The sequence below is a fragment of the Methylorubrum sp. SL192 genome (assembly GCF_026672325.1).
Lineage (GTDB): Bacteria > Pseudomonadota > Alphaproteobacteria > Rhizobiales > Beijerinckiaceae > Methylobacterium > Methylobacterium extorquens.
The window spans coordinates 2,864,176-2,885,593 of sequence record NZ_JAPPQV010000003.1; the positions used below are offsets into that span (position 1 = coordinate 2,864,176).

Genomic DNA, 21,418 nt, shown 5'->3' on the forward strand with positions numbered 1-21,418 from the left:
GGCTGTAGATTATAGCTAGATTGAAAAGGGATACCGCCGCCTGCCGGTCGGTGAAACCGCTTGATTCCTCGAAATATAACGTAGCTAATGATTGAAATTTGTTCAAGCCTTGCCGAGTGTGTGTCGATGCACGGTTTATACGAGATAAGGAACATTGAGCCGCCAATATCATATCATAAAAATGCTATTTACAGACCGGTCGATAGCTATGGCTCCGGATACGATCCATATGATTATTGGGGCCTATACGATAAGCACGGGATTATTATTTCGGAGGCTGCATACAGAAGGGGCGGAGATAATTCTCTAGTCGGGCAATGCGAAACACTGCCGGACGAACACATGACGACCTACGATATCATAACTCATGAGTGCGTTTACCTTGGGCCTTTGTATCACCATTACGGTCATTATTTAGTGACTTCCCTAGCTCGTTGTTGGTATCTTTTGAAGAATAAGAGGCATAAAGTTGTGTTCCACACGTACGTGGATGTTGAACAGCTTCATGAAAAACCTTTCATTAGGCAGACATTTGAAGCGCTCGGAATTCAGATTTCCGATGTCGTTATACCGCAGAGGCCCACGCTTTTTCGAAAAATAATCGTGCCGGCGCCATCCTTTCAGGAGCTTTCATTCGCTCATGATATTCACGCCACGTTGTGCCGCAAAATCGGATCGCAGCTTTCCAAAGAATCTAGATTCAGATCAAATGAACCTATATTTTTGTCAAAAGAGAAGCTTGAATCTGGAGTTTGGAGATTTACTAACGAAAATATATTATGTAGTTATCTTCATAAAAGAGGCGTCAGGATTATTCACCCGGAACAACTGAGTTTTATTGAACAAATCGATTTGTTCAATCAGCATCAGAACATCATCGGAATTGCCGGTTCTGGCCTTCATACATCTCTATTTGCCGCCAATCCGAATAATCTATTGGGGATAAACTTTGAGAGTCATATTCCGTCGAACTTCAAATTGATTGATGGTATATGTCATAATCATTCGAAGTATGTCTATCCGAAACTCTCCAGCAGAGTTACTGACAAGTTGCCCTTTCAACGATCTCACTCGCTTGACGATGTGACTGGCGTCGCCGAAAGCTTGAATTTAGAAATCCAGCAACTTGAATATCTTCCCACGCCGTCCAAGAACCCGCGCGTCAAAAGGGCGGGGTATTGGGCTCGACTGCGATCAAGGCTCATGGCTCGCCGCTGACAGACGGCGTGATGAGCCGCGTTGTGGGCGGGGCGAGACATCGTCGCTCCTGCGCTGCGGTTCAAAGGGGCTGAAGGGCGGCGCGACAGGTGCCGCAGCCGATGGCCAGGGCGGCGCCGCGGGCGAGGTCGGTGGAGCGGCTGTGCACTGACCTGACCGGTATTTTGGACCGGGCCAGATGGGAGGCTACTGCATGGTAGTGGCCATGGGTAGCCGGTAGGCCCGATCCGGGAAGCTGACAGGCGCGGGCGGCCGGTAGCCCAGCGACGAATGCGGCCGGACACGGTTGTATGTGTTCTGCCATAGGCCAATCACGACCTGTGCTTCTCTCAGCGAGTAGAAAATCCCCTGGCGTAGGCACTCGTCACGAAGCTTGCCGTTGAAGCTCTCACAGTACCCGTTCTCCCACGGCGAGCCCGGGGCGATGTACTGGATCTGCGATCCGGTCTTTGCGACCCACTTGCGCAACGCCTTCGAGATCATCTCAGGGCCGTTGTCGCAGCGGATGTGCTCTGGAATGCCATGCAGGCACATCGCCTCTGCTAGCGCCTCGATCACGCCGACGCTGTTGATGCGCCGCGCCACCTTCAACGCCAGGCACGCCCGGCTGTGCTCGTCGATCAGCGTCAGGATGCGTAGAGAGCGCCCGTCATGGGTCTGTGCCTGCACGAAGTCGAAGCTCCAGACGTGGTTGCGGTGAAGCGGCCGCAGCCGCACGCACGAGCCGTCGTTCAACCAGAGCCGGCTGCGGCGGGGTCTATGTCGGCTGGGGACCTTCAGCCCCTCGCGACGCCAGATGCGCTGAACCCGATCCTTGCCCACCCGCCACCCGTCTGCTTGCAGCAGAGCCGTCACGCGGCGGTAGCCGTAGCGCCCATACTCGGACGCTAAGGCGACGATGGCTCGGGTCAGTGCATCCTCGTCGGCCGGCAGGGTGGGCACGTAGCGCTGCGTACCCCGATGCTGGCCGACGATCCGGCAGGCGTGACGTTCCGAGAGGCCGTACTTGGCTCGGATACCGTCGACCGCCTGCCGGCGTCGCTCGGGGGCTACAAGTTTCCCGAGGCGACGTCCGCCAGCACCTGCTTCTCCAAGGACCGATCGGCCACGAGGCGGCGCAACCGAGCGTTCTCGCGTTCCAGATCTTTCATCTTCCTGGCTTGATCGACTTGGAGGCCGGCGTACTCCTTGCGCCAGCGGTAATAGCTCTGCTCGGAGATCTCCGCCTCCTTGCACGCCAGCGCCAAGCTCTTGCCCTGGGCGGTCTGCACCTCGATCTGGCGCAGCGTCAGCACCACCTGCTCCGCGCTCGTCTTCTGACCTCGCCGCATGTCCAACCCCTTCGGTCCTGGCTGATCCTCTCAATCGGCCCGGTCCAAAGCCAGCCGGTCAGGTCAGGTGGCAGGTTTCGCGGGCATGGGGGAGGCGGTTCTTCGCCGCCACTACGCGCACCATCACCCGGACCACATGGGCGCGGCAGTGAGCGCCATGGGCGCTACACAGAAACGCTACAGATTGGCGTGAACTGATCACGAACGTTTCGTGATAATCCGGGCCAGTCGTAGTTGATTTCGTTGAAGAAAATCGAAAAACCAGCCGTTATGAGCGGTCGGCTCTAACCATTGAGCTACAGGCCCGCGCTTTATACTGCCGATTACTGATGCGCAGCACTGGCTTTCGACGACAGGTTGGGCGACAGAAACGACGGCAGAAACGCTGCGTTTGAGTAGCCGGGCAGGGGGCTTCGGGCAAGCCCTCCGCGCACGACCGCTGGCCACCGAGACCAAACCGCGGTTCGGTCGAACCGGCCTGATCCGAGCCCCACCGTCGGCGAACCTACGAGGCCAACGCGCGGGGGCGCTAAGCCTGTGAATCCGGTCAGCCGGTAAGCCTGAGGCAACCGGGCGCCCCTATGCCGTCGGCCCCACCATCAGCCGGCAGCCAGGATGCTCCTTCCCGAACTCGTGCCCGACTCGCTTCCGCCCGAAGCCGCCGAATGGCGCAAAGCCCTCGGCGCACTCCGTCCGACTTCACCGCCCTGCCGGTATCTCGGCACCACGGCCTGGGCGAACATCCACGAGGCCTGCACCGACTTCATCGAGCGCTTCGGCGCCGAGGCCGTGCGCTTGGGCTGGACCGCGCCCCAGATCTTCGGCGTCCATCCCGAGCACGGGACGTTGCGCGTGGATTGGTGCGGGGTGATGATCACAGGAGGGCATAAGGCGATCGGCATCGAGCCGAACCGGATCCTGTTCGGCAATGTGAGCGGCTACCGGAACACGCCCGGCGTGCCGACCGGCCTGCCGATCTGGGAGTTCGCGGCCCGTCGCGGCGGGAAATGACCGACGACGCACCGGACGCACTCAGTCGAGCCCGACATCGCGACCGTTGATGAGCGCCGCCCACCGACGAGCAACCGCCGCTCCACCTCCAAGGGGCGGTGGCCGGCTACCGCGTGGCCGATCCGGAGGATCGGTGCGGCTCCGAGCGGCGATGCTTCGAAAGCGCTACCGGGGCTCGGCCGTAGGGGAACAGGCACCGGCCGGTGCCCCGCTTTCGCAGGCCGTCTTCGGCTCGGCGTGACCGAGGCGCGTCGTCGCCGCCGCACTCGACAGCACGAGAACGAGGGCAACGAGCAGGCGGTAGAGAGGGAGACCGATCATCGTCGTGGCTCGGGCGGGGACGAGAGTGACGGGATCAACGCGGCTGCGGGGCGGGCACGCGAATCGTGACCATCTGGCCGCTAATCGGATCGAAGACGGTGATGGTCATCGCGGGTACTCGTGAACGTGGCTGGATCGACGTGTCCGGCTAACGCCTTTGTCCGCGATGGTTTCCGCGCCCTGTTCGGATGTAGTTAGCCATCCGTTAAGGCTGATCCGTCGGGGATCGCCGCCGCCTCACCAGGGCAGGAAGCGGTCTGAAGCCGGTCGTCCGGCCACCATGAATGCGATTGCGCCGACGACGCCTGCGAGCACGACAAAAACCTCGGTCCCGAACATGCTTTTCCTCTCGGCCCGGCTTGGGCGAGGTGCGTCTGGAGCGAGGTTGAGGCGGCAACACGGCCCGCGGCGCGTCCTCGTCGTCGCAGTCGGGGTGGCGGTGGCAAGAACCTCTCGCGTCGCCGGATCCCCGAACGTAGGTTGCGGCATGCCCGCTGCCCGCTGCGTCCACTACATCGGCTTCAAGGACGACCGCTACTGGAACGCCTTCCGGATCTGGGGCGGCCCCACGATGATCCATCGGCGCTGGGACCGCATTGCCAAGCACGACATAGGCCCGGACGATGTGGCGATCTTCGCCGACGGCGACGAGCACCAGCCCTTGGCGGACTACAACGCGACCGACATCGACGAGCGATGGCTATGACGAACATCATCCGCCCCAACTTCGGTGGCCGTGACCGCGAAGCTGAGCCAGCCATCGCGGCCGAGACGCTCGAGGCGTACGAGCCGCTCCACGTCTACGGGACCGCAGCGGGCTATCTCGTGGCCCTGCTGGAGGACGCGAGCGGGCCCGAAGGACGATGCCTCAAGGTCGTCATCGGCGCCGTCGGCGGAAACATGTTCGAGGCCGTCGCCGTGATGCCGGCCACGGATGAAGGACGCGTCGATGCCGACATGGCCGCCATGGCGGTTCTGCGCGCGCTGGAGGTTGTCGAGCAAGGCAGCGGGCCGGCCTCTGCCTGAGGACGCTGCGGGGGCAACGGGAGCGCCTTGTCGGCCCCTCCGCTTTCTCGAAACAGCCGCCGTGGATGGCCTTGCGCCGGCTATCGTTCCCGACCTCACCGCACCGCCTCGATGGCCTTCTCGGCATCCCGATGGTCCTGCTCGGAGGCTTCGGGTGCAACCTGTTGTGCCGGCGCATGCGGCGCCCGGCGTAAGTCGACCCAGATCGGGAAGTGATCGGACCCGACATCGTTCAGGCGCTGCATGTCGCTCAAGAGAAAATGCTCGCTGAAGAAAATGTGGTCGAGGGGCCAGCGTGCAAACGGATATTGCGCATGGAAGGTCGAGAACAGGCCGCGCCCCTGACGGGGATCGAGAAGGCCGCTGATGTTCTGGAACAATCGATTCGTGTGTGACCAAGCCACGTCGTTGAGGTCACCGGCGACGATGGTGGAATCCTTCGTTTTCGCGACCTCTCGGGCGACCACGACGAGTTCGGCATCGCGCGGTGCGCTGCTATGGCCGGGATGGGGTGGCCGCGGATGAAGCCCGTAGAAAGTGACCGGTTCGCCGCTGGGCAGGACCACCGTGGTGCGTAACGACGGAACGTCCTCCTGCAGCAGAAAGCGGATCGTCGGATCGCGCAGGGGAAGGCGGGAGTAGAACAGCAGGCCATAGGTGTTGTCCTGCGGATGTTCGACGCGATGCGGATAATGCGCGCGCAGCGGAGCCATCGCGGCGTGCCATCCCGCATCGGTTTCGAGCAGCAACACTAGATCGGGCGCCTTGGCGGCGATGAGATCGAGCGCCGCACCGTAATTACGGTTCGACTGGAGCACGTTGAGGACGAGGAGGCTGATACGGTCGTCCGGACGACACGACCCTGCTCCCTTTGCCTGAGGCGCCGTCAATCGCGTGAACGGCAGGATATAGCTGGCTTGCAGGGCAAGAGCCGCGACCATGGCGACCGCCAGAGTCAGAGCCGTGCCGTCCCGGGAGATCGCGAGAAGCCCGACACTGCTCGCAGCGAGCGCGACCGCGATCTGCAGCCGGGGAAAATCCAGGCTGCGGATGACGCCAAGGTTCGTCGGAATCAGGGGTAGCAACGTCGCGACGACCAGCAGAAGTGCGACAAGTTCCAGGGCGATCGACAAGTAGGCCAACTCTATTCCAATCAATCGGAGGCCAGCCCCATCGAGTCTCTGCTCGATTTCGACGCACAGTCTGGCGCCGGCCCCTTCGGGGGTCATAGGGTGACGTGAGCGCCTGCGATCATGCGCTCTCGCGCCGCGGGCCTTCGGTCCGTCTCATGCGTCGGATCGCTCACCGCGCGCCACAACGGTCAGCACCCGATCCGGGAGCGGGCGCTGCAGCACCGACGCTTCGGACCATGGCGCGCGCAGCCAGAGATCCCGCTCTTCATCCGTCGTCAGGATCACCGGCATCGCCTTCGGGTGGACCGCGGCGACCTCGACATTCGGCTCCGTGGTCAGGAAGGCGTAGAGGTCGTCCGTCGTCTCGCCGTCCTTCACCTTGCGCACCGAGGTCCAGCCCTCCGTCTTGATGCCGGCGAAACAGGCGAGCGGACGTTCTTCGGCGAGCGCGAACCACACGGGCGGGTGGGAGCCGTCGGGCAGGGCCTCGTTCTCGGAGAAGCTCGTCAGCGGCACGAGGCAGCGATGTTCCGGCCCGAGCCAGCGCCGCCAGTGCGGCGAGGCGGTGTTGCGCACATTCGTGACGCCCGGATCGGTCTTCTTGCCCTTCAGGGCGAAGGCTGGCGAGGGCATGCCCCATCGATACATCGAGAGGGTGCGTTGCCCCTCCGCGACGTGAACAATCGGTGCGGCATTGTTGGGAAAGATCCCAGGCAGGGGCGGCAGGTTGCCGGTCCGATCGGTTTCCACCTTGAACAGGCGCCGGATCTCGTCCTGGCTCTTGGTAAGGGCGTAGAGATTGCACATCGCCGGATGATAGCCGAGCCAGTCCGCCGCGCGCGACTCACAGCGCCGCGACATAGCCAGCGCCGCGTGGCGCGATCCGGCAGCCGCCCCTCGGTTGCGATCGCGTCAAAACCACAGGGCCCTGGAATCAGGGCCGAGGCAGGCCGCTATGCCGGCAGGACCACCACCTTCGTCTTGACCGGGGTTCGCGCGTAGAGGTGGATCATATCCTGACTGAGCAAGCCGACGCAGCCGCTTGTGATGCCACTCCCGATCGATTCGGGGTCGCTGCTGGCGTAGATCGTGTAGAGCGTGTAGGCGCCGCCCTGATAGAGATGCAGGGTGCGGGCACCGAGCGGGTTGTCGAGGCCGCCCGGCATCCCACGCGCGTATTGAGCGGCCTCGGGCTGACGCCGGATCATCTCCTTGGGCGGCGTCCAAGTCGCCCATTCGGACTTGCGGCCGACATACGCGTCACCGCTCCACAAGAACCCGTCGCGTCCGACATTGGCGCCGTAGCGGGTGGCGGAACCGTCGCCCTCGACGCGGTAGACGTAGTAATTGCGCGGATCGACGATGATCGTTCCGGCCGCTTCCTTGGTCTCGTACTGAACCGTCCGGCGGTAGTATTTCGGATTGACCTTGCTGATATCGACCGCCGGGATCGGGAACTTCTCGTCCGGCATCGGCCCGTAGACCTTCGCCGCATCAGCGAGCATCGTGCCGTCGGACGTCACACAGCCACCGAGCCCGAATGCGCCGAGGGTGGCCGCCGAGCCGACCAGAAACGAGCGGCGGCCAAGACGCCGCGCCTGGCACCCGAGCAGACCGGTCTCGACCGAACCGCCGGCGTCGGCGTGCCCACCATCCATCGTCATGCTTTCAGGGCTTTCCATATCCTGCAATCCGATGGGGACATGCATCGGCATCAATCCGACCATCGTAAGGCTAAGCTGAGAGTGCGGCGACTTGGCTCGTCTGGCAAGTGCGGCGCTCGCGGCCGATCGATGGCCCTGCGACGATGCCGGACGCTTTGCTCCGAACCGCAAACGGCAGCCGAGCGGATGATCCGCTCGGCTTGATGCTGGCGGACTGTCACGGGTTGCCTCGGTGGCGAACCTTCACGTTGCGAGCGCTGTCGATCCGGATGTCGCCATGCAGAAGCTTCGCGCTAGCTATAGGCCGCGGGCCGCTTTGATGGCGGCGCGGACTCTCATGCCTGCCAGGGACGAGAGGCTCGGAGAGCGGTGAGGAAACACCATTGAACGAACAGACCATTCAAAAAGGTCAGCCGGGCGACGATCCTCGCACCACCGCCGTCCTGATCCTCGTCGCGATCCGCGAGGCCAGCGCTCACCTCGGCAAGCTGCTCCGGCTGGCGCGAACGGAAGTCCGCGGCAACCTCCGGATGCTTGCCTTGCTCGTGCTCCTGTTCGGCGGGGCGCTCCTGCTGGTCCTCGCCGCGCTGGTGCTGTTTCTGATCGCCCTGCGGGACGCATTGGCTGCGCTGATCGGCAATGACGCGCTGGCGGCGTTGATCGTGGGCATGCCGTTCGTCGCCGCCACAGCGATTCTGACGTTCCTCGGCCTCAAGTGGATGAGCCTACGCGCGCCGGTCGGCTGAGGGGTCCGCCGAGGGCGGCAAACGGACTCGAGCGGTAAACGGACTCGGCCACGCACCAAGCTCGGCAGCACCGTCATTGTGAGGTCAGGCAGAAACCCGGCACCGACCATCGCGGTTGGCTGGGGCAGTCAGAGCCAATTCGGAGGCGGGAGTGCCGCGCTACTTCTTCGACACGCACGACGGTGAGTTTCATCGTGACGATGAGGGGTCCGAGCAGGCGGATTTTGAGGCGGCACGCAAGGAGGCGATGATCTTCTTGCCTGAGGTCGCGCGCTGGGAGATCCCGAAAGACGGCGATCACCGTTCCTTCAGCGTTTTCGTCCGTGATGAGAGCGGGGCCATCGTCTACACGGGAACGCTGACCTATTCCGGACTCCGGCTCACCAGCGCTGGATAATCTTGGAAGGCAAGTAAATCATCTGACAACTTTCTGGCGCTAAAGACAACCCGGACCCTGGCCACCTGTATAGACCTGAATCCGCCGGGGTACCCCGGAAGGGGTAGAGAATAACATCCTCATCTGATCCACCCTCGAAACGACCGAGGCAAAATTCTCCATCGGCCCGTTGAACAGGTGCCGCAGCCTATCGTTTACGGAATACCAGCCGAATCAGATGATATCTGGCGCGGCGTCATGCGGTGGGAGGCAAGATCCTCATGCCGGACAAAGCAAAGCGCGCCGATCTCGCCCAAAAGGCCCTCGACGCTTACCTTCACGAACACTCCGGCATCCGACGCTGGTGCTATCCGGCCAGATCGGACGATATCGGAGAGAGCGATATCATCGACCTCGTCACCGACCTCCTGCTGTTGGCGGAGGTGAAAGGTCACGATCCTTGCAGTGTCGTCCGCAAGGCCGAAGTGCACCTTCAGGCTGAAGCCGATTTGCACGGCTGAGGCTACCCCCAGACTCCGGCGCACTCAGTGGCGGGGGTCGGAACGAGATCCTGCTGTCCTTCCACACTCCCACGGTGTCGGGGTCAGTCAGACGTTGCGCGTCTCAAGACCTCACCGATGACGCCCTTGCTCGCGCCGTCTTCTCGCTGGGGTGCTTGGGGCAGAGTGCCCGCCTTTCTTCATGCCCTGACCGTCGATTCCCCCCTGAGCCCGCCCCGCCCCGGGTCGGCCTGCGGCGTCACGTCCAGGAACAGGCAGCCGGCGTTTGCCTTGCCCCTTCAACTCCCAGGGAGATCGATGTGACACGATACGCCGTAAGCACGCTGGGCACCCTGTGCCTCATGCTGTCCGCCAACCTCGCCCATGCGGAAGGGAAGCCGCTGCCCCCGCCGGCCTCCGACGGACAGCCCGTCATGGAGCTGACGATGGAGAAGAAGGACAGCAAGATCGTCTGCTCGCCCGCCGAGCTCCGTTTGCCCGCGAATACGAATGCCGAGCTACGGGTGATCAACAAGGCCGATCAGCCCGTGACCCTGACCATGGACGGTCAGTTCGAGAACGGCCTCGTGCAGCACGTGGATGGTGACCAGGGCCACTCTGCGAGCGAGAAGGGCTACACCATCAAGCTGAACGGCAAAGCCACGCTCAAGTTCAGGACGATGGCGGCTGGCGAGCATCCCTACGGATGCACGGGTGTGAACAGCCAGAGCAACCCCTTCGTCGGCAAGTACATTCTCGTTCCGCCGGCCGGCTGAGGCGCAGAGGCGATCGAACAGCCTCGGAACCGAGCCAGCCGCTGAGGTTTGGCTCGGTATCGCATCTCACCCGCAAGCGAGGAATGCCATGTCGAGCGACACGCAACAGCATCACGAACTCCTCAGCGCTGTCAAAGCAGCTCAGGGCACGCAGGACGGGTCCTTCGAAAAGGCTGTGACACGGGCTTTCGAGCACGTCTTCGAGCACCTGGATCGACTGAACTCTCACGTCTCGACCGGTGGTTCCGAGGGTGAAGAGCGGGCGCTCAAGCCCGATGAGTCTCCCACCCTCCGCTGATTGTGAGGGATCTGCGTCCTCACGCAGATGCGCAGCGTGATCCATCCATATGCGTCCCTGTCGCATTCGCGCCGGGGCGCTTCGGGGGGCCTGAACGAACCGGGCAACCCCGGCGTTGATCCTGCTCAACGACAAACAGGGATGGAAACGACCATGCAGACCAAGACAATCGCCCTTGCCGCCGCGCTGACACTGGCCCTTTCGGGGGCAGCTCTGGCTCAAACGCCTGCCGGCGGTGGAAGCGCCGAGGGCAACATGAACAACCCGGCCAGCGTGAAGAGCAATTCCGAGAAGAGCATGGAGCGCGCAACGGGTTCAGCGACCGGCAGCACGACCGGGACCGGCATGGCCCCGGCAGCGCCCGGTGCTGCTGGCGGTACGTCCGGCAGCAGCATGGGCACCGGCACCGGTGCAGGCACCAGCGGTGCCGGTGGCGCGGCCGGCGGGCGCTGACCAATCCACAGCGAGATAAGATTGGGGGGTCGGCGTGATGCCGGCCCTCTTTCTTTACGACCCCAGCCTCGCTTGGCTGTCTCGGAGCGGCGCTCTGCTCTGCCCGCGGTTATCCTCGACCACGCCCACCGGAAACCGCGCCGGACCCGAAAGCGCGTGGTCCGCACTTAACCTTTCGGCTTGCGGTCCTCCGGCGTCTCCGGCTTGAAGTCCTTTGAGGGATCGGGGTTGTCCTCGGGCTTGAGCGTCGCGCCGGGCGTGCCTTTACCGGGATGCCCCGTCTGCTCGTCGATGTTCCCGAGCGCACCGCCTTTGTGCGTCTTGCCGGCATCCGCACCCGGCTTCTCCGGCTTCCTCATGATGGTCTCCCGGTTCGCAGCGCAGAGCGCCTCAGGCCGTAGAACGCGCAGTAAGCCCCAAGGAACCGTCACTTCGGCATTATGATGCAGATTTGATCGGCCGGACCGGGTATACCGCTCGCCGCGCAGCGGTGATGTGCCCCGACATCACGGTCGCTGAAGAGGAGAACGTTATGCGCTACACCGTTCACTGGACCTCACCCTCGGGCCCTTCCAAGGAACCGCACGACCTTGGGGCGAGGGCCGCCGAGCGGGCCATGACCTTCGCGAGCATGGGCGCCTCGGAGGTCTACGTGGAGACCAGCGACGGGCGGGTGTTCCGGGCGCCGGCGCAGATGGCCGCCTTGGTTCAGTACGCGCAGACCGCCGACACTGAGTAGAACCGAAGCGGACGGCGGCAATCCCCGCGGCCTGCCGTCCGAGGGGGCCGATCAGGAGCCGACGAGCTGCCATTCGAAGACGAGTTGGCGAAGCCGCGTCTGGGCGGCGCGGCGGGCCTCGTCGAAGGTCGCGTAGCTCTGCGCGCCGTAGCGCCGTGGCTCCCCCTTCTCGATGATGGAGCAGACGAAGCGGCCCGGGCGCCGCCAGCAGGGTCTCACATCGATGGAATAGGGATGGTGGTTCCGGTCAGCCATGCGGGCATGGTGCCATGCCCCGCGGCAGCGACCAAGGCGCGGCGACACCGCGCAGCGTTCACATTTGTAAGCGCGCGAATCCCAGCACCGGACGGGCGCCCTCAGCTCTCGTCCTGATCCTGCGCGGGACGTAAGGAGCGCTCGATCGTCTCCAGAACGGTCGTGGCGAGCACCGCATCCGGATCGTCACGGAACAGCACGTCGCGCAGCATGGCGAGGTAGCCTTCGAGGCGCTCGTCGTAGTGATCGGAATCGATCGAGCGCAGCACGCTGGCCAGGAAGCCCACCGCCATCTGGTGGGCCACCTGCTTGGCGCCGAGCTCGGCGAGCCCTTCGGCGAGGTTCGTCACCGCCGCGTCGTGCCGGGCGCTGACGGCGGCGAGCGCCGTCAGTTGCTGGGTCTGGTCCATCGGGTCGGGTCCTCAAAAGCACGTCGAGAGGTCAGGCGGGAAGCGCGCCGGGCGGTCAGGATCGGAGCCTACAGCTTCGCGTCGGCGAAGCGGCGGAACGCTTCCAGCGTCTCGGCGCTGACATGGTGCTCGATCCCCTCCGCGTCGCGTCGGGCCGTCTCGGCACTGACGCCCACGGCGCGCAGGAAGCGCTCGACGATGCGGTGGCGTTCCCGCGACTGCTCGGCCAACGCCTGCCCCGCCGGGGTGAGGAACACGCCGCGATAGGGCCGCTGCTGCACGAGGCCGTCCTCGGCGAGCCGCTTGAGCATCTTGGCGACCGTCGGCTGGGCCACGCCGAGGCGAGCGGCGATATCGACCTGCCGCGCCTCGCCGCCATCGCCGATCAGGTCGGCGATCAACTCGACGTAATCCTCCACCAGTTCGAGACGACGCGCCTCGCGGGCCTGACGGAAGCTCTCGACATGGACCTCCGCATCGACGAGCGGCGCATCCGCGCCCGCCGGGTGCACCTCGGGTGCCGGCTTCTGACCCATCTCTCGCCCCATATCTCGCGACGCATCCTGCATGAGGCGGCGGGCTCCTCCATTTCGGGCGCGGCCTGATTGGCCCACGCCTCATAGGGTCGTCAAACGTCTTCACGAAACACCCGGCGCACGAACCGCGCCTCGGCACGAGCGATGGCAAGTGCGGCGGGGCAAATGCGACGGCGAGAGCGATCGATCCGCCCGGTGTTTCGAAGGTACCCTACCGGCATGTTTAACCTAAGCCCCCCACGGCCGGGAACCCGGCTGGAAGCCCCTTGATCTCAGCTTCGGCGCAGCTTTATAGCTAATGCTATAAGGCCTTGCTGTGTGCGGGTGCGAATGGAGCGCCCGCTCTCCTGCGCCGGTCCGCTCCATCGGGAGCGACGGGCAGGGACAATCGGCACCCCGATGCGAATGGAAGTGGTGATGGATCAGGTTCGGCCGGCACCGCCCGGGCAAGCCCCAGCGGAACCGAGCCTCGGCGCGCTCAATGGCAGCGTGCCGGTGCGGGCGGGCGGGTCCTGGCTCTGGCGGCTCTTCGCCTTCATCGGGCCGGGATACATGATCTCGGTCGGCTATATGGACCCGGGCAACTGGGCCACCGACATCGCCGGCGGCGCCCAGTTCGGCTACACGCTGCTCTCCGTCATCCTGCTCTCGAACTTGATGGCGATCGTGCTGCAGGCGCTGGCGGCGCGGCTCGGCATCGCCACCGGCCTCGACCTCGCCCAAGCCTGCCGCGAGCGGACCTCGCGGCCCGTGAGCATCGCGCTGTGGCTGATCTGCGAGGCGGCGATCATCGCCTGCGACCTCGCCGAGGTGATCGGCACCGCCATCGCCCTCAAGCTCCTGTTCGGCATCCCGCTGACGCTGGGCGCGATCCTCACGGCGCTCGACGTGTTCGTGGTGCTGCTGCTGCTGCGACGGGGCTTCCGGGCGCTGGAGGCCTTCGTGATCGGCCTCCTGACGATCATCTTCGTCTGCTTCGGCCTGCAGATCGCGATGGCGGCACCGCCGATCCAGGCCGTGCTCGGCGGCTTCGTGCCCTCGCGGGAAATCGTGACCAACCCGGCCGCGCTCTACATCGCCATCGGCATCATCGGTGCGACTGTGATGCCGCACAACCTCTATCTCCACTCCTCGATCGTGCAGACGCGCGCCTATCCCCGCACCGATCAGGGCCGGCGCGAGGCGCTGCGCTTCGCCGTCACCGACTCGACGGTGGCGCTGATGCTGGCGCTGTTCGTCAACGCCGCCATCCTGATCATGGCCGCGTCCGTGTTCCACGCGGGCGGGCGCACCGATGTCGAGGAGATCGAGCAGGCCTACGAGCTGCTCTCGCCCTTGCTCGGCGTCGGCATCGCCTCGACGCTGTTCGCCGTGGCGCTTCTGGCGTCCGGCCTCAACTCGACGGTGACCGCGACGCTCGCGGGCCAGATCGTGATGGAGGGCTTCCTGCGGCTGCGCCTGCCGCCCTTCGCCCGGCGACTGGTGACGCGGGGCATCGCCATCGTCCCCGTGGTGATCGTCACCGCCCTCTACGGCGAGCAGGGTACGGCCCGGCTCCTCGTGTTGAGCCAGGTGGTGCTCTCGATGCAACTGCCCTTCGCGGTGATCCCGCTGGTGCGCTTCGTCTCCGACCGGCGGCTGATGGGCCCGCTCGTGATCCCCAGCTGGCTGAAGGGGCTGTCCTGGGTCATCGCCGGCATCATCGTCGTGCTGAACGTGAAGCTGCTGGTCGACACGCTCGCCGGCACCTGAACCGACGGCGCCTCATGCGTCAGCTGCACGCAGATGCGCCACGAAATCCTGCGCGAAGGGCGGCAGACCCGCCAGATCCCGCAGGCAGAGCTTGAGGTCGCGCGCCGCCCAGGGATCCTCCAGCGGGACGGGCGCGATGCTCATCGTGCGCTTGGCCCGCCGCGCCGTGGTCTCCGGCACGATGCCGAGGCCGACGCCGCATTCCACGAGGCGGCAGACCGCATCGAAGCTGCGCAACTGCACCCGCAGCCGCATCGGCCGGCCGATGCGGGAGGCCTTGGCCGCGAGGAAGCGGGTCAGGGCGCTCGGCCGGTCGAGGCCGACGAGGTCGTGCTCCAGCACCTCCGCGAAGCCGAGGCTGTCGCGGCCGGCGAGCGGGTGGCCGGCGGCGACCACCACCACGAAGCGGTCGTGGCGGAAGGGGAAGGTCTGGAGCGTGCCGGTATCGACGGTGCCCGCGACGATGCCGAGATCGGCGGCCCCGTCGGCCACCATCCCGACGATCTCGTCGGATGTCCGCTCCTCGATATCGACGCTGACGCCGGTATGCAGGGCGAGGTAGGCGGAGAGCGCCTCAGGCAGGAATTCGGTGAGCGCGTTGGTGTTCGACAGAACCCGGATCTGGCCGACCGCGCCGCCCGCGAACACGGAAAGATCGCCTTGCAGCCGCTCGATCTGGCCCATGATCTCGCGGGCATGCGCCAACAGGGTGCGGCCGGCAGGCGTCACCGTCACGCCCTGGCGCCCGCGCACGAGGAGTGCCGCGCCGAGCGAGGCTTCCATCGCCCGCACCCGCGCCGAGGCGGCGGCGAGCGCGAGGTTCGCCCGCTCGGCCCCATGGGTGATCGAACCGGCCTCGACGACGTGGCGGAACAGGTTCAGATCGACGAGATCGAAGCGCATCACAGGTTGAGTTCGACGAAGCGCTCTCAGGCCCCGCATTCGCGTGGGGTGGAGCAAGGATCGGTCGTAAAGCCTATCACGAGAGCGTGAGCGAGGCACCAGCCTTCGCCGGTGACGAAGGCACCCACCACGAAAGCCGAATTGCGAACGGTTCCAATTCGCGTTTGAAGCGCGCCCATGAGCGCTGCAGCCGCCAGCATCTTCGGAGGACAAGGCACGGTCGTCGCGGCCGGGGGCCTGCTCGTGCTGTGCATGGGGCTGTGGGCGAGCGGGCTCGTGGCCGAGATCGTCACGGCGCTGATGTTCTTCGCGCTCGCGATGCTGCTCAACCTCGCCCCGGCGCAGACGGTGTTTTCCGGCTTTGCCTCCTCCGCCTTCTGGCTGGTGACGAGCGGCATGGTGGTCGGGCTCGCCATGAATCGCACCGGACTGGGCGACCGGCTCGCGCGCCGACTGGCCGCGCGGCTGCCCGCCTCCTATCCGGGGTTCATCGCCGGCCTCGTCGCCTTCTCCTTCGCGCTGGCCTTCGTGATGCCGTCCAATCTCGGCCGCATCGCCCTGATGGTGCCGGTGGTCATCGCGCTGTGCGACGCCTTCGGGCTGGAGGCCGGGCGTCCGGGCCGGACGGGCGCGCTGCTCGCCTTCGGCATCGCCACGCCGATGCTCTCGGCGGCGATCTTGCCCGCCAACGTGCCGAACCTCGTCATGGCCGGCACCGCCGAGACGCTGTTCGATATCCATCTCAGCTATTTGCCGTATCTCTTTCTGCACGCTCCGGTTCTCGGCCTCGTCAAGGGCGCGCTGCTCGTCGCCTGCACGATCCTGATCTTTCCCGATCGCCTCGACGGGAAGCGGCCCGAACTGCCGCCGCTGCCCCCGTTATCGGCCGAAGAGCGGCGCCTCTCGGTGATCCTCGCGGTGATGCTGGCGCTGTGGCTCAGCGACGGCTGGCACGGCATCCCGCCGGCCTGGATCGGGCTCGCCGCCGCGGTGATCTGCCTGCTGCCGGGCGTCGGCGTGCTGTCGTCGGCGAGTTTCGGTGAGATCCCGTTGCGGACCTGCTTCTACGTCGCCGCCCTGTTCGGGCTGACGGCGGTGGTCAACGAAACCGGGCTCGGCGCCAATCTCGGCCACGCACTCCTCTCGGTCGCCCCGCTGGAACCGGGCGCGCCCGCCAAGAACTTCGCGACCCTGACCGGCCTGTCGATCGGCTTCCTGTTCACCGCCACCGCCAACGGCGCGCCCGCCCTCTACACGGCGCTAGCAGAGGAGTTCTCGCGGGCCAGCGGCTTCGACCTGATGAGCGTACTGATGGTGCAGGTGGTCGGCTATTCGACGCTGTTCCTGCCTTATCAGGCACCGCCCATCATCATGACGATGGATCTCGGCCGCCTGTCCCTGGCCGACGCGACCAAACTCACGCTCGCCACGGGCGTCGCGTCGCTGCTGGTGGCGACCCCGCTTGCCTATTTCTGGTTCAGGCTGACCGGGAGACTGGCATGAGACAGATCCGCGCGATCGTCAGCTTGACCAATGCTGCACCGCAGCACCGGCATTGCCGGTCGGAGCCGAGCGCCCTAACCCTTCCCTGGAATTTATCCAGTCTTCGACGCGAGGATCGTGAGCCGCGATGAACCCTACCGTCAGACCTACGGTCGCCCAGCCGCTCTCGCCCCATCTCCAGATCTACCGCTGGACCTGGACCATGGCGATGTCGGTGTTCCACCGCATCACCGGCACGGCGCTCTATGGCGGCACCTTCCTCGTCGCGGTGTGGCTGGTGGCGCTCGCCTCCGGTCCGCGCGCCTACGACACGGTGGCGTGGTTCTTCGGTTCGTGGGCCGGGCGCGCCATCCTGTTCGCCTATACCTGGGTGCTGCTGCACCACATGCTCGGCGGCCTGCGCCACTTCATCTGGGATGCGGGCTACGGCTTCGACCGCGACCGTCGCCTGGGGCTCGCCCGCGCCACGCTGATCGGCTCCGTCACCCTGACCATCGTGATCTGGGCGATCGCCCTGCTCGTGCGCTGAGGCTCGCCATGTCCCAGGTCGACAACCGCCAGAACACCGCGCTCTCGATGCGCACGCCCCGCGCTCGGGTGAAGGGCCTCGGCGCTTCGGGCCACGGCGCCGGCCATTTCTGGCTGCAGCGCCTGACCGGCGCCTCGAATGCGCTCCTGATGCTCGCCTTCGTCGTGATCATCGCGCTGATGGCCGGGCGGACCTACCCGCAGGCGGTCGCGCTGGTGTCGCACCCGCTGGTTGCGATCATCCTGATCCTGGCCGTGGTGTCGGTGACGATCCACATGCGTCTGGGGATGCAGACGGTCATCGAAGACTACGTGCACAGCCACGGCCTCAAGTTCGCGGCGCTCATCGCCAACACCTTCTACGCGGTCGCGGTGGCCGCTGCCTGCCTCTACGCGATCCTCCGCGTGAGCCTGGGCGGCCTCGCCTGATCGTCGTCACGGAACCAAGGATTCACGCCATGGCCTCCAACGGAACGAACGGCGGCGCGCCCGCCTACGCCATCATCGACCACACCTTCGACGTGGTGATCGTCGGCGCCGGCGGCGCGGGTCTGCGCGCCACGGTCGGCTGCTCCCAGGCCGGGCTGCGCACCGCCTGCATCACCAAAGTCTTCCCAACCCGCTCGCACACCGTGGCGGCGCAGGGCGGCATCTCCGCCTCGCTCGGCAATATGGGGCCGGACGATTGGCGCTGGCACATGTACGACACCGTGAAGGGCTCGGACTGGCTCGGCGACCAGGACGCGATCGAGTACCTCGTGCGCAACGCCCCCGCCGCCGTCTACGAACTCGAGCACTGGGGCGTGCCGTTCTCCCGCACGGACGAGGGCAAGATCTACCAGCGCCCGTTCGGCGGAATGACCACCGATTACGGCAAGGGCACCGCCCAGCGCACCTGCGCCGCGGCCGACCGAACCGGCCATGCCATGCTCCACACGCTCTACGGGCAGGCGGTGAAGAACAAGACCCAGTTCTTCATCGAGTACTTCGCTCTCGACCTGATCATGGACGAGGACGGCCGCTGCCGCGGCGTGATGGCGATCGACCAGGCCACCGGCGAGATCCACCGCTTCCGCGCCCAGCAGACCATCCTCGCCACCGGCGGCTACGGCCGCGCCTACTTCTCGGCGACCTCGGCCCATACCTGCACCGGTGACGGCAATGCCATGGTGCTGCGCGCCGGCCTGCCGCTGCAGGACATGGAGTTCGTGCAGTTCCACCCCACCGGCATCTACGGCGCCGGCTGCCTCATCACGGAGGGCGCGCGCGGCGAGGGCGGCTACCTCACCAACTCCGAGGGCGAGCGCTTCATGGAGCGCTACGCCCCCTCGGCCAAGGACCTCGCCTCCCGCGACGTGGTCTCCCGCTCCATGACCATGGAGATCCGCGACGGCCGCGGCGTGGGCAAGGAAGGCGACCACATCTTCCTGCATCTCGACCATCTCGACCCGAAGATCCTGCACGAGCGCCTGCCGGGCATCTCGGAGAGCGCAAAGATCTTCGCGGGCGTGGACGTGACCAAGGAGCCGATCCCGGTCCTGCCGACGGTCCACTACAACATGGGCGGCATCCCGACGAACTTCCACGGCGAGGTGCTGACCCTGAAGAACGGCAACCCCGACACGGTAGTGCCGGGCCTGATGGCGCTCGGCGAGGCGGCCTGCGTCTCGGTGCACGGCGCCAACCGCCTCGGCTCGAACTCGCTGATCGACCTCGTGGTGTTCGGCCGTGCCGCGGGCCTGCGCTGCGCCGACATCGTCGAGCCCGACGCCCGCCAGCCGGAACTGCCGAAGGGCTCGGCCGACAAGGCGCTGTCGCGCCTCGACCGCTTCCGCTACGCCGACGGCGGCACCCCGACCGCGCAGCTGCGCGACCGGATGCAGCGGACGATGCAGAACAACTGCGCCGTCTTCCGCACCGGCGAGGTGCTGGAGGAGGGCAAGGGCCTGATCCACGAGGTCTGGCGCGGCGTCTCCGACATCGCCATCACCGACCGTTCGCTGGTGTGGAACACCGACCTGCTCGAGACCCTGGAATTCGACAACCTGATCGGCCAGGCGGTCGTGACCATGGAATCGGCGGTCAACCGCAAGGAAAGCCGCGGCGCGCATGCCCGCGAGGACTTCCCCGACCGCGACGACAAGGAGTGGATGAAGCACACGCTCGCGTGGCTCGACCAATCCAACCACGGCGTCGAGATCGATTACCGCCCAGTCCACACCTACACGATGTCGAACGACATCCAGTACATCGAGCCGAAGGCGCGGGTGTACTGATGCAGCCCGCGGCGCAGTCGGTCGAACGGGGAGGGGCGGGGACGATGATCCCGGTCTCGCGTCGCCTCGGGCGTGCCATCCTGTCCGCCGCGGCGGGGTTGCTGCTGATCGTGCCGGCAGCGGCGCGGGCACCAGATTTCGACTTCCCGGCCGAAGTCGCGGGCTTCAGTCGCGGCCCCCGCACGGATTACGAGGCCCGGGCACCGGGACTCGGCTACTCCGTCGTCTACACGAACGGGCGCTGGAAGGCGGACATCTACGTCTACGATGCCGGTGTGGCGAACATCCCCGACGGAGCGTCGTCACCTGTCGTCACCGGACAGCTCGCGCAGGCGGCCGGCGACGTCAGGACGGCGGTGGCGCAGGGCATCTACCGCGGCAGCGAGGATCGCGGCGCGGAGCGCCTGCCGGGGGAGGCGGGCGCCCGGCTCACCTGCCGCGCCTTCACCATCGATCACCCGGCCCTCGGCGCCACCGAGAGCCTGCTCTGCCTCACCGGTCTGCGCGGCCAATTCGTGAAGTTCCGCCTGTCCGGCCCGGCCGCGAAGCAGCCTCCGAAGGCGGAGGCCGAGCGGTTCATGACCGGCTGGCTCGACCGGCAATAGGATCTTCGAAACTCGGAGCGCGCCGCAAGGCCGCCGCACCTCAAAAGGCACCCGACATGGCCCAGTTCAATCTTCCCAAGAACTCCCAGGTCACCGAAGGCCGGACCTGGCCGGCGCCGGACGGCGCCAAGAACCTCCAGACGTTCCGGATCTATCGCTGGAACCCGGATGACGGGAAGAACCCGCGCATCGATACCTATAGGGTCGATCGCGACGATTGCGGCCCGATGGTCCTCGACGCCCTGCTCTGGATCAAGAACAAGGTCGATCCGACGCTGGTCTTCCGCCGCTCCTGCCGCGAGGGCATCTGCGGCTCCTGCGCCATGAACATCGAGGGCCAGAACGCGCTCGCCTGCACCATGGGCATCGACGAGTGCAAGACCCCCGACAACGCCCTGCCGTTCCTGACCCGCAAGGACAAGGATGGGGCGGTGCGGATCTACCCGCTGCCGCACATGCCGGTCCTGAAGGACCTCGTGCCGGATCTGACCAACTTCTACGCGCAGCACGCGTCGATCGAGCCCTGGCTTCAGACCGAGACGCCCGCGCCCGAGAAGGAGTGGAAGCAGACGCCCGAGGACCGCGCCCGGCTCGACGGCCTCTACGAGTGCATCCTGTGCGCCTGCTGCACCACGAGCTGCCCGAGCTACTGGTGGAACGGCGACAAGTTCCTCGGCCCGGCAGCCCTGCTTCAGGCCTATCGCTGGCTGATCGACAGCCGCGACGAGAACACCGGTGAGCGCCTCGACGGGCTGCACGATCCGTTCCGTCTCTACCGCTGCCACACGATCATGAACTGCGCCAACACCTGCCCGAAGAACCTCAATCCGGCCAAGGCGATCGCCGAGATCAAGAAGATGATGGTCGAACGCGAAGTCTGATCGCTTCGCCGCAGGACCTACGAGACGAAGTCCGAGAGCCGCGCCCAATCCGGGCGCGGCTCTCCGCGTTCCGGCACCCCGCAGGCGGCGCTCATCGACTGAGGCAGGGCCGCCACACTGCCGCGAAAACCTGGACGTGTACGGCTTTTCCCCGGCCCGGCGTGCAGCCTGCCTTGC

At 65.6% G+C, this 21,418-nt stretch carries 28 protein-coding genes; 18 read left to right on the forward strand and 10 right to left on the reverse strand.

The genetic code is table 11. The annotated features are described in order from the left end of the window. The first annotated feature begins 342 nt into the window (after positions 1-342). Complete coding sequence (locus tag OVA30_RS14255) at positions 343-1,218, forward strand: glycosyltransferase family 61 protein (protein ID WP_268175846.1); 876 nt, start codon at positions 343-345, stop codon at positions 1,216-1,218. A 186-nt stretch (positions 1,219-1,404) separates the two neighbouring features. On the opposite strand, the gene OVA30_RS14260 is transcribed toward OVA30_RS14255, so the two are convergent. Next, a protein-coding gene (locus OVA30_RS14260) for an IS3 family transposase (RefSeq protein ID WP_268175847.1) occupies positions 1,405-2,549 on the reverse strand; the annotation gives its coding sequence in 2 pieces (ribosomal slippage) (positions 1,405-2,282 and positions 2,282-2,549; 1,146 coding nt in all). 615 nt (positions 2,550-3,164) lie between these two features. On the opposite strand from OVA30_RS14260, the gene OVA30_RS14265 reads away from it, so the two are divergent. Beyond that, positions 3,165-3,560 (forward strand): hypothetical protein, encoded by a 396-nt coding sequence (locus OVA30_RS14265; RefSeq protein WP_268175848.1) that lies wholly within the window; start codon positions 3,165-3,167, stop codon positions 3,558-3,560. A gap of 165 nt (positions 3,561-3,725) precedes the next feature. Here OVA30_RS14265 and OVA30_RS14270 read toward each other — a convergent pair whose 3' ends face one another. Then, positions 3,726-3,881, reverse strand: coding sequence for a hypothetical protein (locus tag OVA30_RS14270; protein WP_165617940.1), 156 nt, complete (start codon positions 3,879-3,881; stop codon positions 3,726-3,728). 487 nt (positions 3,882-4,368) lie between these two features. On the opposite strand from OVA30_RS14270, the gene OVA30_RS14275 reads away from it, so the two are divergent. Both OVA30_RS14275 and OVA30_RS14280 read left to right on the forward strand, forming a co-directional pair. Then, positions 4,369-4,587 (forward strand): hypothetical protein, encoded by a 219-nt coding sequence (locus OVA30_RS14275; RefSeq protein WP_004446692.1) that lies wholly within the window; start codon positions 4,369-4,371, stop codon positions 4,585-4,587. Next, a complete protein-coding gene (locus tag OVA30_RS14280; protein WP_268175849.1) occupies positions 4,584-4,907 on the forward strand; it encodes a hypothetical protein in 324 nt (107 codons plus the stop codon). Before OVA30_RS14275 ends, OVA30_RS14280 begins: the two co-directional genes overlap by 4 nt. A 95-nt stretch (positions 4,908-5,002) precedes the next feature. On the opposite strand, the gene OVA30_RS14285 is transcribed toward OVA30_RS14280, so the two are convergent. The 3 genes from OVA30_RS14285 to OVA30_RS14295 form a co-directional block, all read right to left on the reverse strand. After that, positions 5,003-6,049 (reverse strand): endonuclease/exonuclease/phosphatase family protein, encoded by a 1,047-nt coding sequence (locus tag OVA30_RS14285; protein WP_268175850.1) that lies wholly within the window; start codon positions 6,047-6,049, stop codon positions 5,003-5,005. A gap of 144 nt (positions 6,050-6,193) precedes the next feature. Continuing rightward, entirely contained in the window at positions 6,194-6,901 is a 708-nt protein-coding gene (locus tag OVA30_RS14290) for an SOS response-associated peptidase (protein WP_268175851.1), read from the reverse strand. A gap of 92 nt (positions 6,902-6,993) precedes the next feature. Then, positions 6,994-7,704 (reverse strand): L,D-transpeptidase, encoded by a 711-nt coding sequence (locus OVA30_RS14295; RefSeq protein ID WP_056113453.1) that lies wholly within the window; start codon positions 7,702-7,704, stop codon positions 6,994-6,996. A gap of 383 nt (positions 7,705-8,087) precedes the next feature. Here OVA30_RS14295 and OVA30_RS14300 point away from each other — a divergent pair, with 383 nt between their 5' ends. The 6 genes from OVA30_RS14300 to OVA30_RS14325 all read left to right on the forward strand — a co-directional run bounded on the left by OVA30_RS14300 (position 8,088) and on the right by OVA30_RS14325 (position 10,853). Further along, the gene (locus OVA30_RS14300; RefSeq protein ID WP_268175852.1) at positions 8,088-8,450 is read left to right on the forward strand and encodes a phage holin family protein; all 363 of its coding nucleotides are present in this window, start codon (positions 8,088-8,090) and stop codon (positions 8,448-8,450) included. 151 nt (positions 8,451-8,601) lie between these two features. After that, complete coding sequence (locus OVA30_RS14305) at positions 8,602-8,847, forward strand: DUF6894 family protein (protein ID WP_004446672.1); 246 nt, start codon at positions 8,602-8,604, stop codon at positions 8,845-8,847. Positions 8,848-9,107: 260 nt separating this feature from the next. Further along, positions 9,108-9,347: a hypothetical protein gene (locus tag OVA30_RS14310; RefSeq protein WP_015951888.1), complete on the forward strand. Its 240-nt coding sequence runs from the start codon at positions 9,108-9,110 to the stop codon at positions 9,345-9,347. Positions 9,348-9,646: 299 nt separating this feature from the next. Continuing rightward, positions 9,647-10,102: a hypothetical protein gene (locus tag OVA30_RS14315; RefSeq protein ID WP_015823841.1), complete on the forward strand. Its 456-nt coding sequence runs from the start codon at positions 9,647-9,649 to the stop codon at positions 10,100-10,102. Positions 10,103-10,190: 88 nt separating this feature from the next. After that, positions 10,191-10,400 carry a hypothetical protein gene (locus OVA30_RS14320; RefSeq protein WP_004446669.1) on the forward strand — a complete coding sequence of 70 codons (210 nt, stop codon included), beginning with the start codon at positions 10,191-10,193 and terminating at the stop codon, positions 10,398-10,400. Positions 10,401-10,553: 153 nt separating this feature from the next. Beyond that, the gene (locus OVA30_RS14325; protein ID WP_268175853.1) at positions 10,554-10,853 is read left to right on the forward strand and encodes a hypothetical protein; all 300 of its coding nucleotides are present in this window, start codon (positions 10,554-10,556) and stop codon (positions 10,851-10,853) included. A gap of 167 nt (positions 10,854-11,020) precedes the next feature. On the opposite strand, the gene OVA30_RS14330 is transcribed toward OVA30_RS14325, so the two are convergent. Beyond that, positions 11,021-11,212 (reverse strand): hypothetical protein, encoded by a 192-nt coding sequence (locus OVA30_RS14330; RefSeq protein ID WP_004446666.1) that lies wholly within the window; start codon positions 11,210-11,212, stop codon positions 11,021-11,023. A gap of 173 nt (positions 11,213-11,385) precedes the next feature. Between OVA30_RS14330 and OVA30_RS14335 the strand changes: the two genes are divergently transcribed. Continuing rightward, positions 11,386-11,592: a hypothetical protein gene (locus tag OVA30_RS14335; protein ID WP_015823843.1), complete on the forward strand. Its 207-nt coding sequence runs from the start codon at positions 11,386-11,388 to the stop codon at positions 11,590-11,592. Positions 11,593-11,643: 51 nt separating this feature from the next. Here OVA30_RS14335 and OVA30_RS14340 read toward each other — a convergent pair whose 3' ends face one another. The 3 genes from OVA30_RS14340 to mntR all read right to left on the reverse strand — a co-directional run bounded on the left by OVA30_RS14340 (position 11,644) and on the right by mntR (position 12,793). Continuing rightward, the gene (locus OVA30_RS14340; protein ID WP_268175854.1) at positions 11,644-11,847 is read right to left on the reverse strand and encodes a hypothetical protein; all 204 of its coding nucleotides are present in this window, start codon (positions 11,845-11,847) and stop codon (positions 11,644-11,646) included. Between the two features lie 101 nt (positions 11,848-11,948). Continuing rightward, positions 11,949-12,257, reverse strand: coding sequence for a hypothetical protein (locus OVA30_RS14345; protein ID WP_004446663.1), 309 nt, complete (start codon positions 12,255-12,257; stop codon positions 11,949-11,951). Between the two features lie 68 nt (positions 12,258-12,325). Then, positions 12,326-12,793: a manganese-binding transcriptional regulator MntR gene (gene mntR / locus OVA30_RS14350; RefSeq protein WP_012753420.1), complete on the reverse strand. Its 468-nt coding sequence runs from the start codon at positions 12,791-12,793 to the stop codon at positions 12,326-12,328. Positions 12,794-13,210: 417 nt separating this feature from the next. Between mntR and OVA30_RS14355 the strand changes: the two genes are divergently transcribed. After that, entirely contained in the window at positions 13,211-14,545 is a 1,335-nt protein-coding gene (locus tag OVA30_RS14355) for an Nramp family divalent metal transporter (RefSeq protein WP_268175855.1), read from the forward strand. 12 nt (positions 14,546-14,557) lie between these two features. Here the strand turns inward: OVA30_RS14355 and OVA30_RS14360 are convergent, their stop codons facing one another. Then, on the reverse strand, positions 14,558-15,448 hold the full coding sequence (locus OVA30_RS14360; RefSeq protein ID WP_056460390.1) for a LysR family transcriptional regulator: 891 nt from the start codon (positions 15,446-15,448) through the stop codon (positions 14,558-14,560). A gap of 177 nt (positions 15,449-15,625) precedes the next feature. On the opposite strand from OVA30_RS14360, the gene OVA30_RS14365 reads away from it, so the two are divergent. From OVA30_RS14365 to OVA30_RS14390, 6 genes are all read left to right on the forward strand, one after another. After that, complete coding sequence (locus OVA30_RS14365) at positions 15,626-16,951, forward strand: SLC13 family permease (RefSeq protein WP_268175856.1); 1,326 nt, start codon at positions 15,626-15,628, stop codon at positions 16,949-16,951. A gap of 127 nt (positions 16,952-17,078) precedes the next feature. Then, positions 17,079-17,480, forward strand: coding sequence for a succinate dehydrogenase, cytochrome b556 subunit (gene sdhC, locus OVA30_RS14370; protein ID WP_012254823.1), 402 nt, complete (start codon positions 17,079-17,081; stop codon positions 17,478-17,480). An 8-nt stretch (positions 17,481-17,488) separates the two neighbouring features. After that, positions 17,489-17,908: a succinate dehydrogenase, hydrophobic membrane anchor protein gene (sdhD, locus tag OVA30_RS14375; RefSeq protein WP_004446649.1), complete on the forward strand. Its 420-nt coding sequence runs from the start codon at positions 17,489-17,491 to the stop codon at positions 17,906-17,908. Positions 17,909-17,937: 29 nt separating this feature from the next. Further along, on the forward strand, positions 17,938-19,755 hold the full coding sequence (gene sdhA / locus OVA30_RS14380; protein WP_268175857.1) for a succinate dehydrogenase flavoprotein subunit: 1,818 nt from the start codon (positions 17,938-17,940) through the stop codon (positions 19,753-19,755). Between the two features lie 44 nt (positions 19,756-19,799). Further along, the gene (locus tag OVA30_RS14385) at positions 19,800-20,360 is read left to right on the forward strand and encodes a hypothetical protein (protein ID WP_268175858.1); all 561 of its coding nucleotides are present in this window, start codon (positions 19,800-19,802) and stop codon (positions 20,358-20,360) included. A 56-nt stretch (positions 20,361-20,416) separates the two neighbouring features. After that, complete coding sequence (locus OVA30_RS14390; protein WP_015823847.1) at positions 20,417-21,241, forward strand: succinate dehydrogenase iron-sulfur subunit; 825 nt, start codon at positions 20,417-20,419, stop codon at positions 21,239-21,241. Positions 21,242-21,418: the final 177 nt, after the last annotated feature.

Excerpts from the sequence above, each read along its gene's own strand:
- OVA30_RS14255 (WP_268175846.1), top strand. The coding sequence starts at position 343 with ATGACGACCTACGATATCATAACTCATGAGTGCGTTTACCTTGGGCCT.
- OVA30_RS14265 (WP_268175848.1), top strand. The coding sequence starts at position 3,165 with ATGCTCCTTCCCGAACTCGTGCCCGACTCGCTTCCGCCCGAAGCCGCC.
- OVA30_RS14270 (WP_165617940.1), bottom strand. The coding sequence starts at position 3,881 with ATGATCGGTCTCCCTCTCTACCGCCTGCTCGTTGCCCTCGTTCTCGTG.
- OVA30_RS14275 (WP_004446692.1), top strand. The coding sequence starts at position 4,369 with ATGCCCGCTGCCCGCTGCGTCCACTACATCGGCTTCAAGGACGACCGC.
- OVA30_RS14280 (WP_268175849.1), top strand. The coding sequence starts at position 4,584 with ATGACGAACATCATCCGCCCCAACTTCGGTGGCCGTGACCGCGAAGCT.
- OVA30_RS14290 (WP_268175851.1), bottom strand. The coding sequence starts at position 6,901 with ATGTCGCGGCGCTGTGAGTCGCGCGCGGCGGACTGGCTCGGCTATCAT.
- OVA30_RS14295 (WP_056113453.1), bottom strand. The coding sequence starts at position 7,704 with ATGACGATGGATGGTGGGCACGCCGACGCCGGCGGTTCGGTCGAGACC.
- OVA30_RS14310 (WP_015951888.1), top strand. The coding sequence starts at position 9,108 with ATGCCGGACAAAGCAAAGCGCGCCGATCTCGCCCAAAAGGCCCTCGAC.
- OVA30_RS14320 (WP_004446669.1), top strand. The coding sequence starts at position 10,191 with ATGTCGAGCGACACGCAACAGCATCACGAACTCCTCAGCGCTGTCAAA.
- OVA30_RS14325 (WP_268175853.1), top strand. The coding sequence starts at position 10,554 with ATGCAGACCAAGACAATCGCCCTTGCCGCCGCGCTGACACTGGCCCTT.
- OVA30_RS14330 (WP_004446666.1), bottom strand. The coding sequence starts at position 11,212 with ATGAGGAAGCCGGAGAAGCCGGGTGCGGATGCCGGCAAGACGCACAAA.
- OVA30_RS14335 (WP_015823843.1), top strand. The coding sequence starts at position 11,386 with ATGCGCTACACCGTTCACTGGACCTCACCCTCGGGCCCTTCCAAGGAA.
- OVA30_RS14340 (WP_268175854.1), bottom strand. The coding sequence starts at position 11,847 with ATGGCTGACCGGAACCACCATCCCTATTCCATCGATGTGAGACCCTGC.
- OVA30_RS14345 (WP_004446663.1), bottom strand. The coding sequence starts at position 12,257 with ATGGACCAGACCCAGCAACTGACGGCGCTCGCCGCCGTCAGCGCCCGG.
- mntR (WP_012753420.1), bottom strand. The coding sequence starts at position 12,793 with ATGGGTCAGAAGCCGGCACCCGAGGTGCACCCGGCGGGCGCGGATGCG.
- OVA30_RS14355 (WP_268175855.1), top strand. The coding sequence starts at position 13,211 with ATGGATCAGGTTCGGCCGGCACCGCCCGGGCAAGCCCCAGCGGAACCG.
- OVA30_RS14360 (WP_056460390.1), bottom strand. The coding sequence starts at position 15,448 with ATGCGCTTCGATCTCGTCGATCTGAACCTGTTCCGCCACGTCGTCGAG.
- OVA30_RS14365 (WP_268175856.1), top strand. The coding sequence starts at position 15,626 with ATGAGCGCTGCAGCCGCCAGCATCTTCGGAGGACAAGGCACGGTCGTC.
- sdhC (WP_012254823.1), top strand. The coding sequence starts at position 17,079 with ATGAACCCTACCGTCAGACCTACGGTCGCCCAGCCGCTCTCGCCCCAT.
- sdhD (WP_004446649.1), top strand. The coding sequence starts at position 17,489 with ATGTCCCAGGTCGACAACCGCCAGAACACCGCGCTCTCGATGCGCACG.
- sdhA (WP_268175857.1), top strand. The coding sequence starts at position 17,938 with ATGGCCTCCAACGGAACGAACGGCGGCGCGCCCGCCTACGCCATCATC.
- OVA30_RS14385 (WP_268175858.1), top strand. The coding sequence starts at position 19,800 with ATGATCCCGGTCTCGCGTCGCCTCGGGCGTGCCATCCTGTCCGCCGCG.
- OVA30_RS14390 (WP_015823847.1), top strand. The coding sequence starts at position 20,417 with ATGGCCCAGTTCAATCTTCCCAAGAACTCCCAGGTCACCGAAGGCCGG.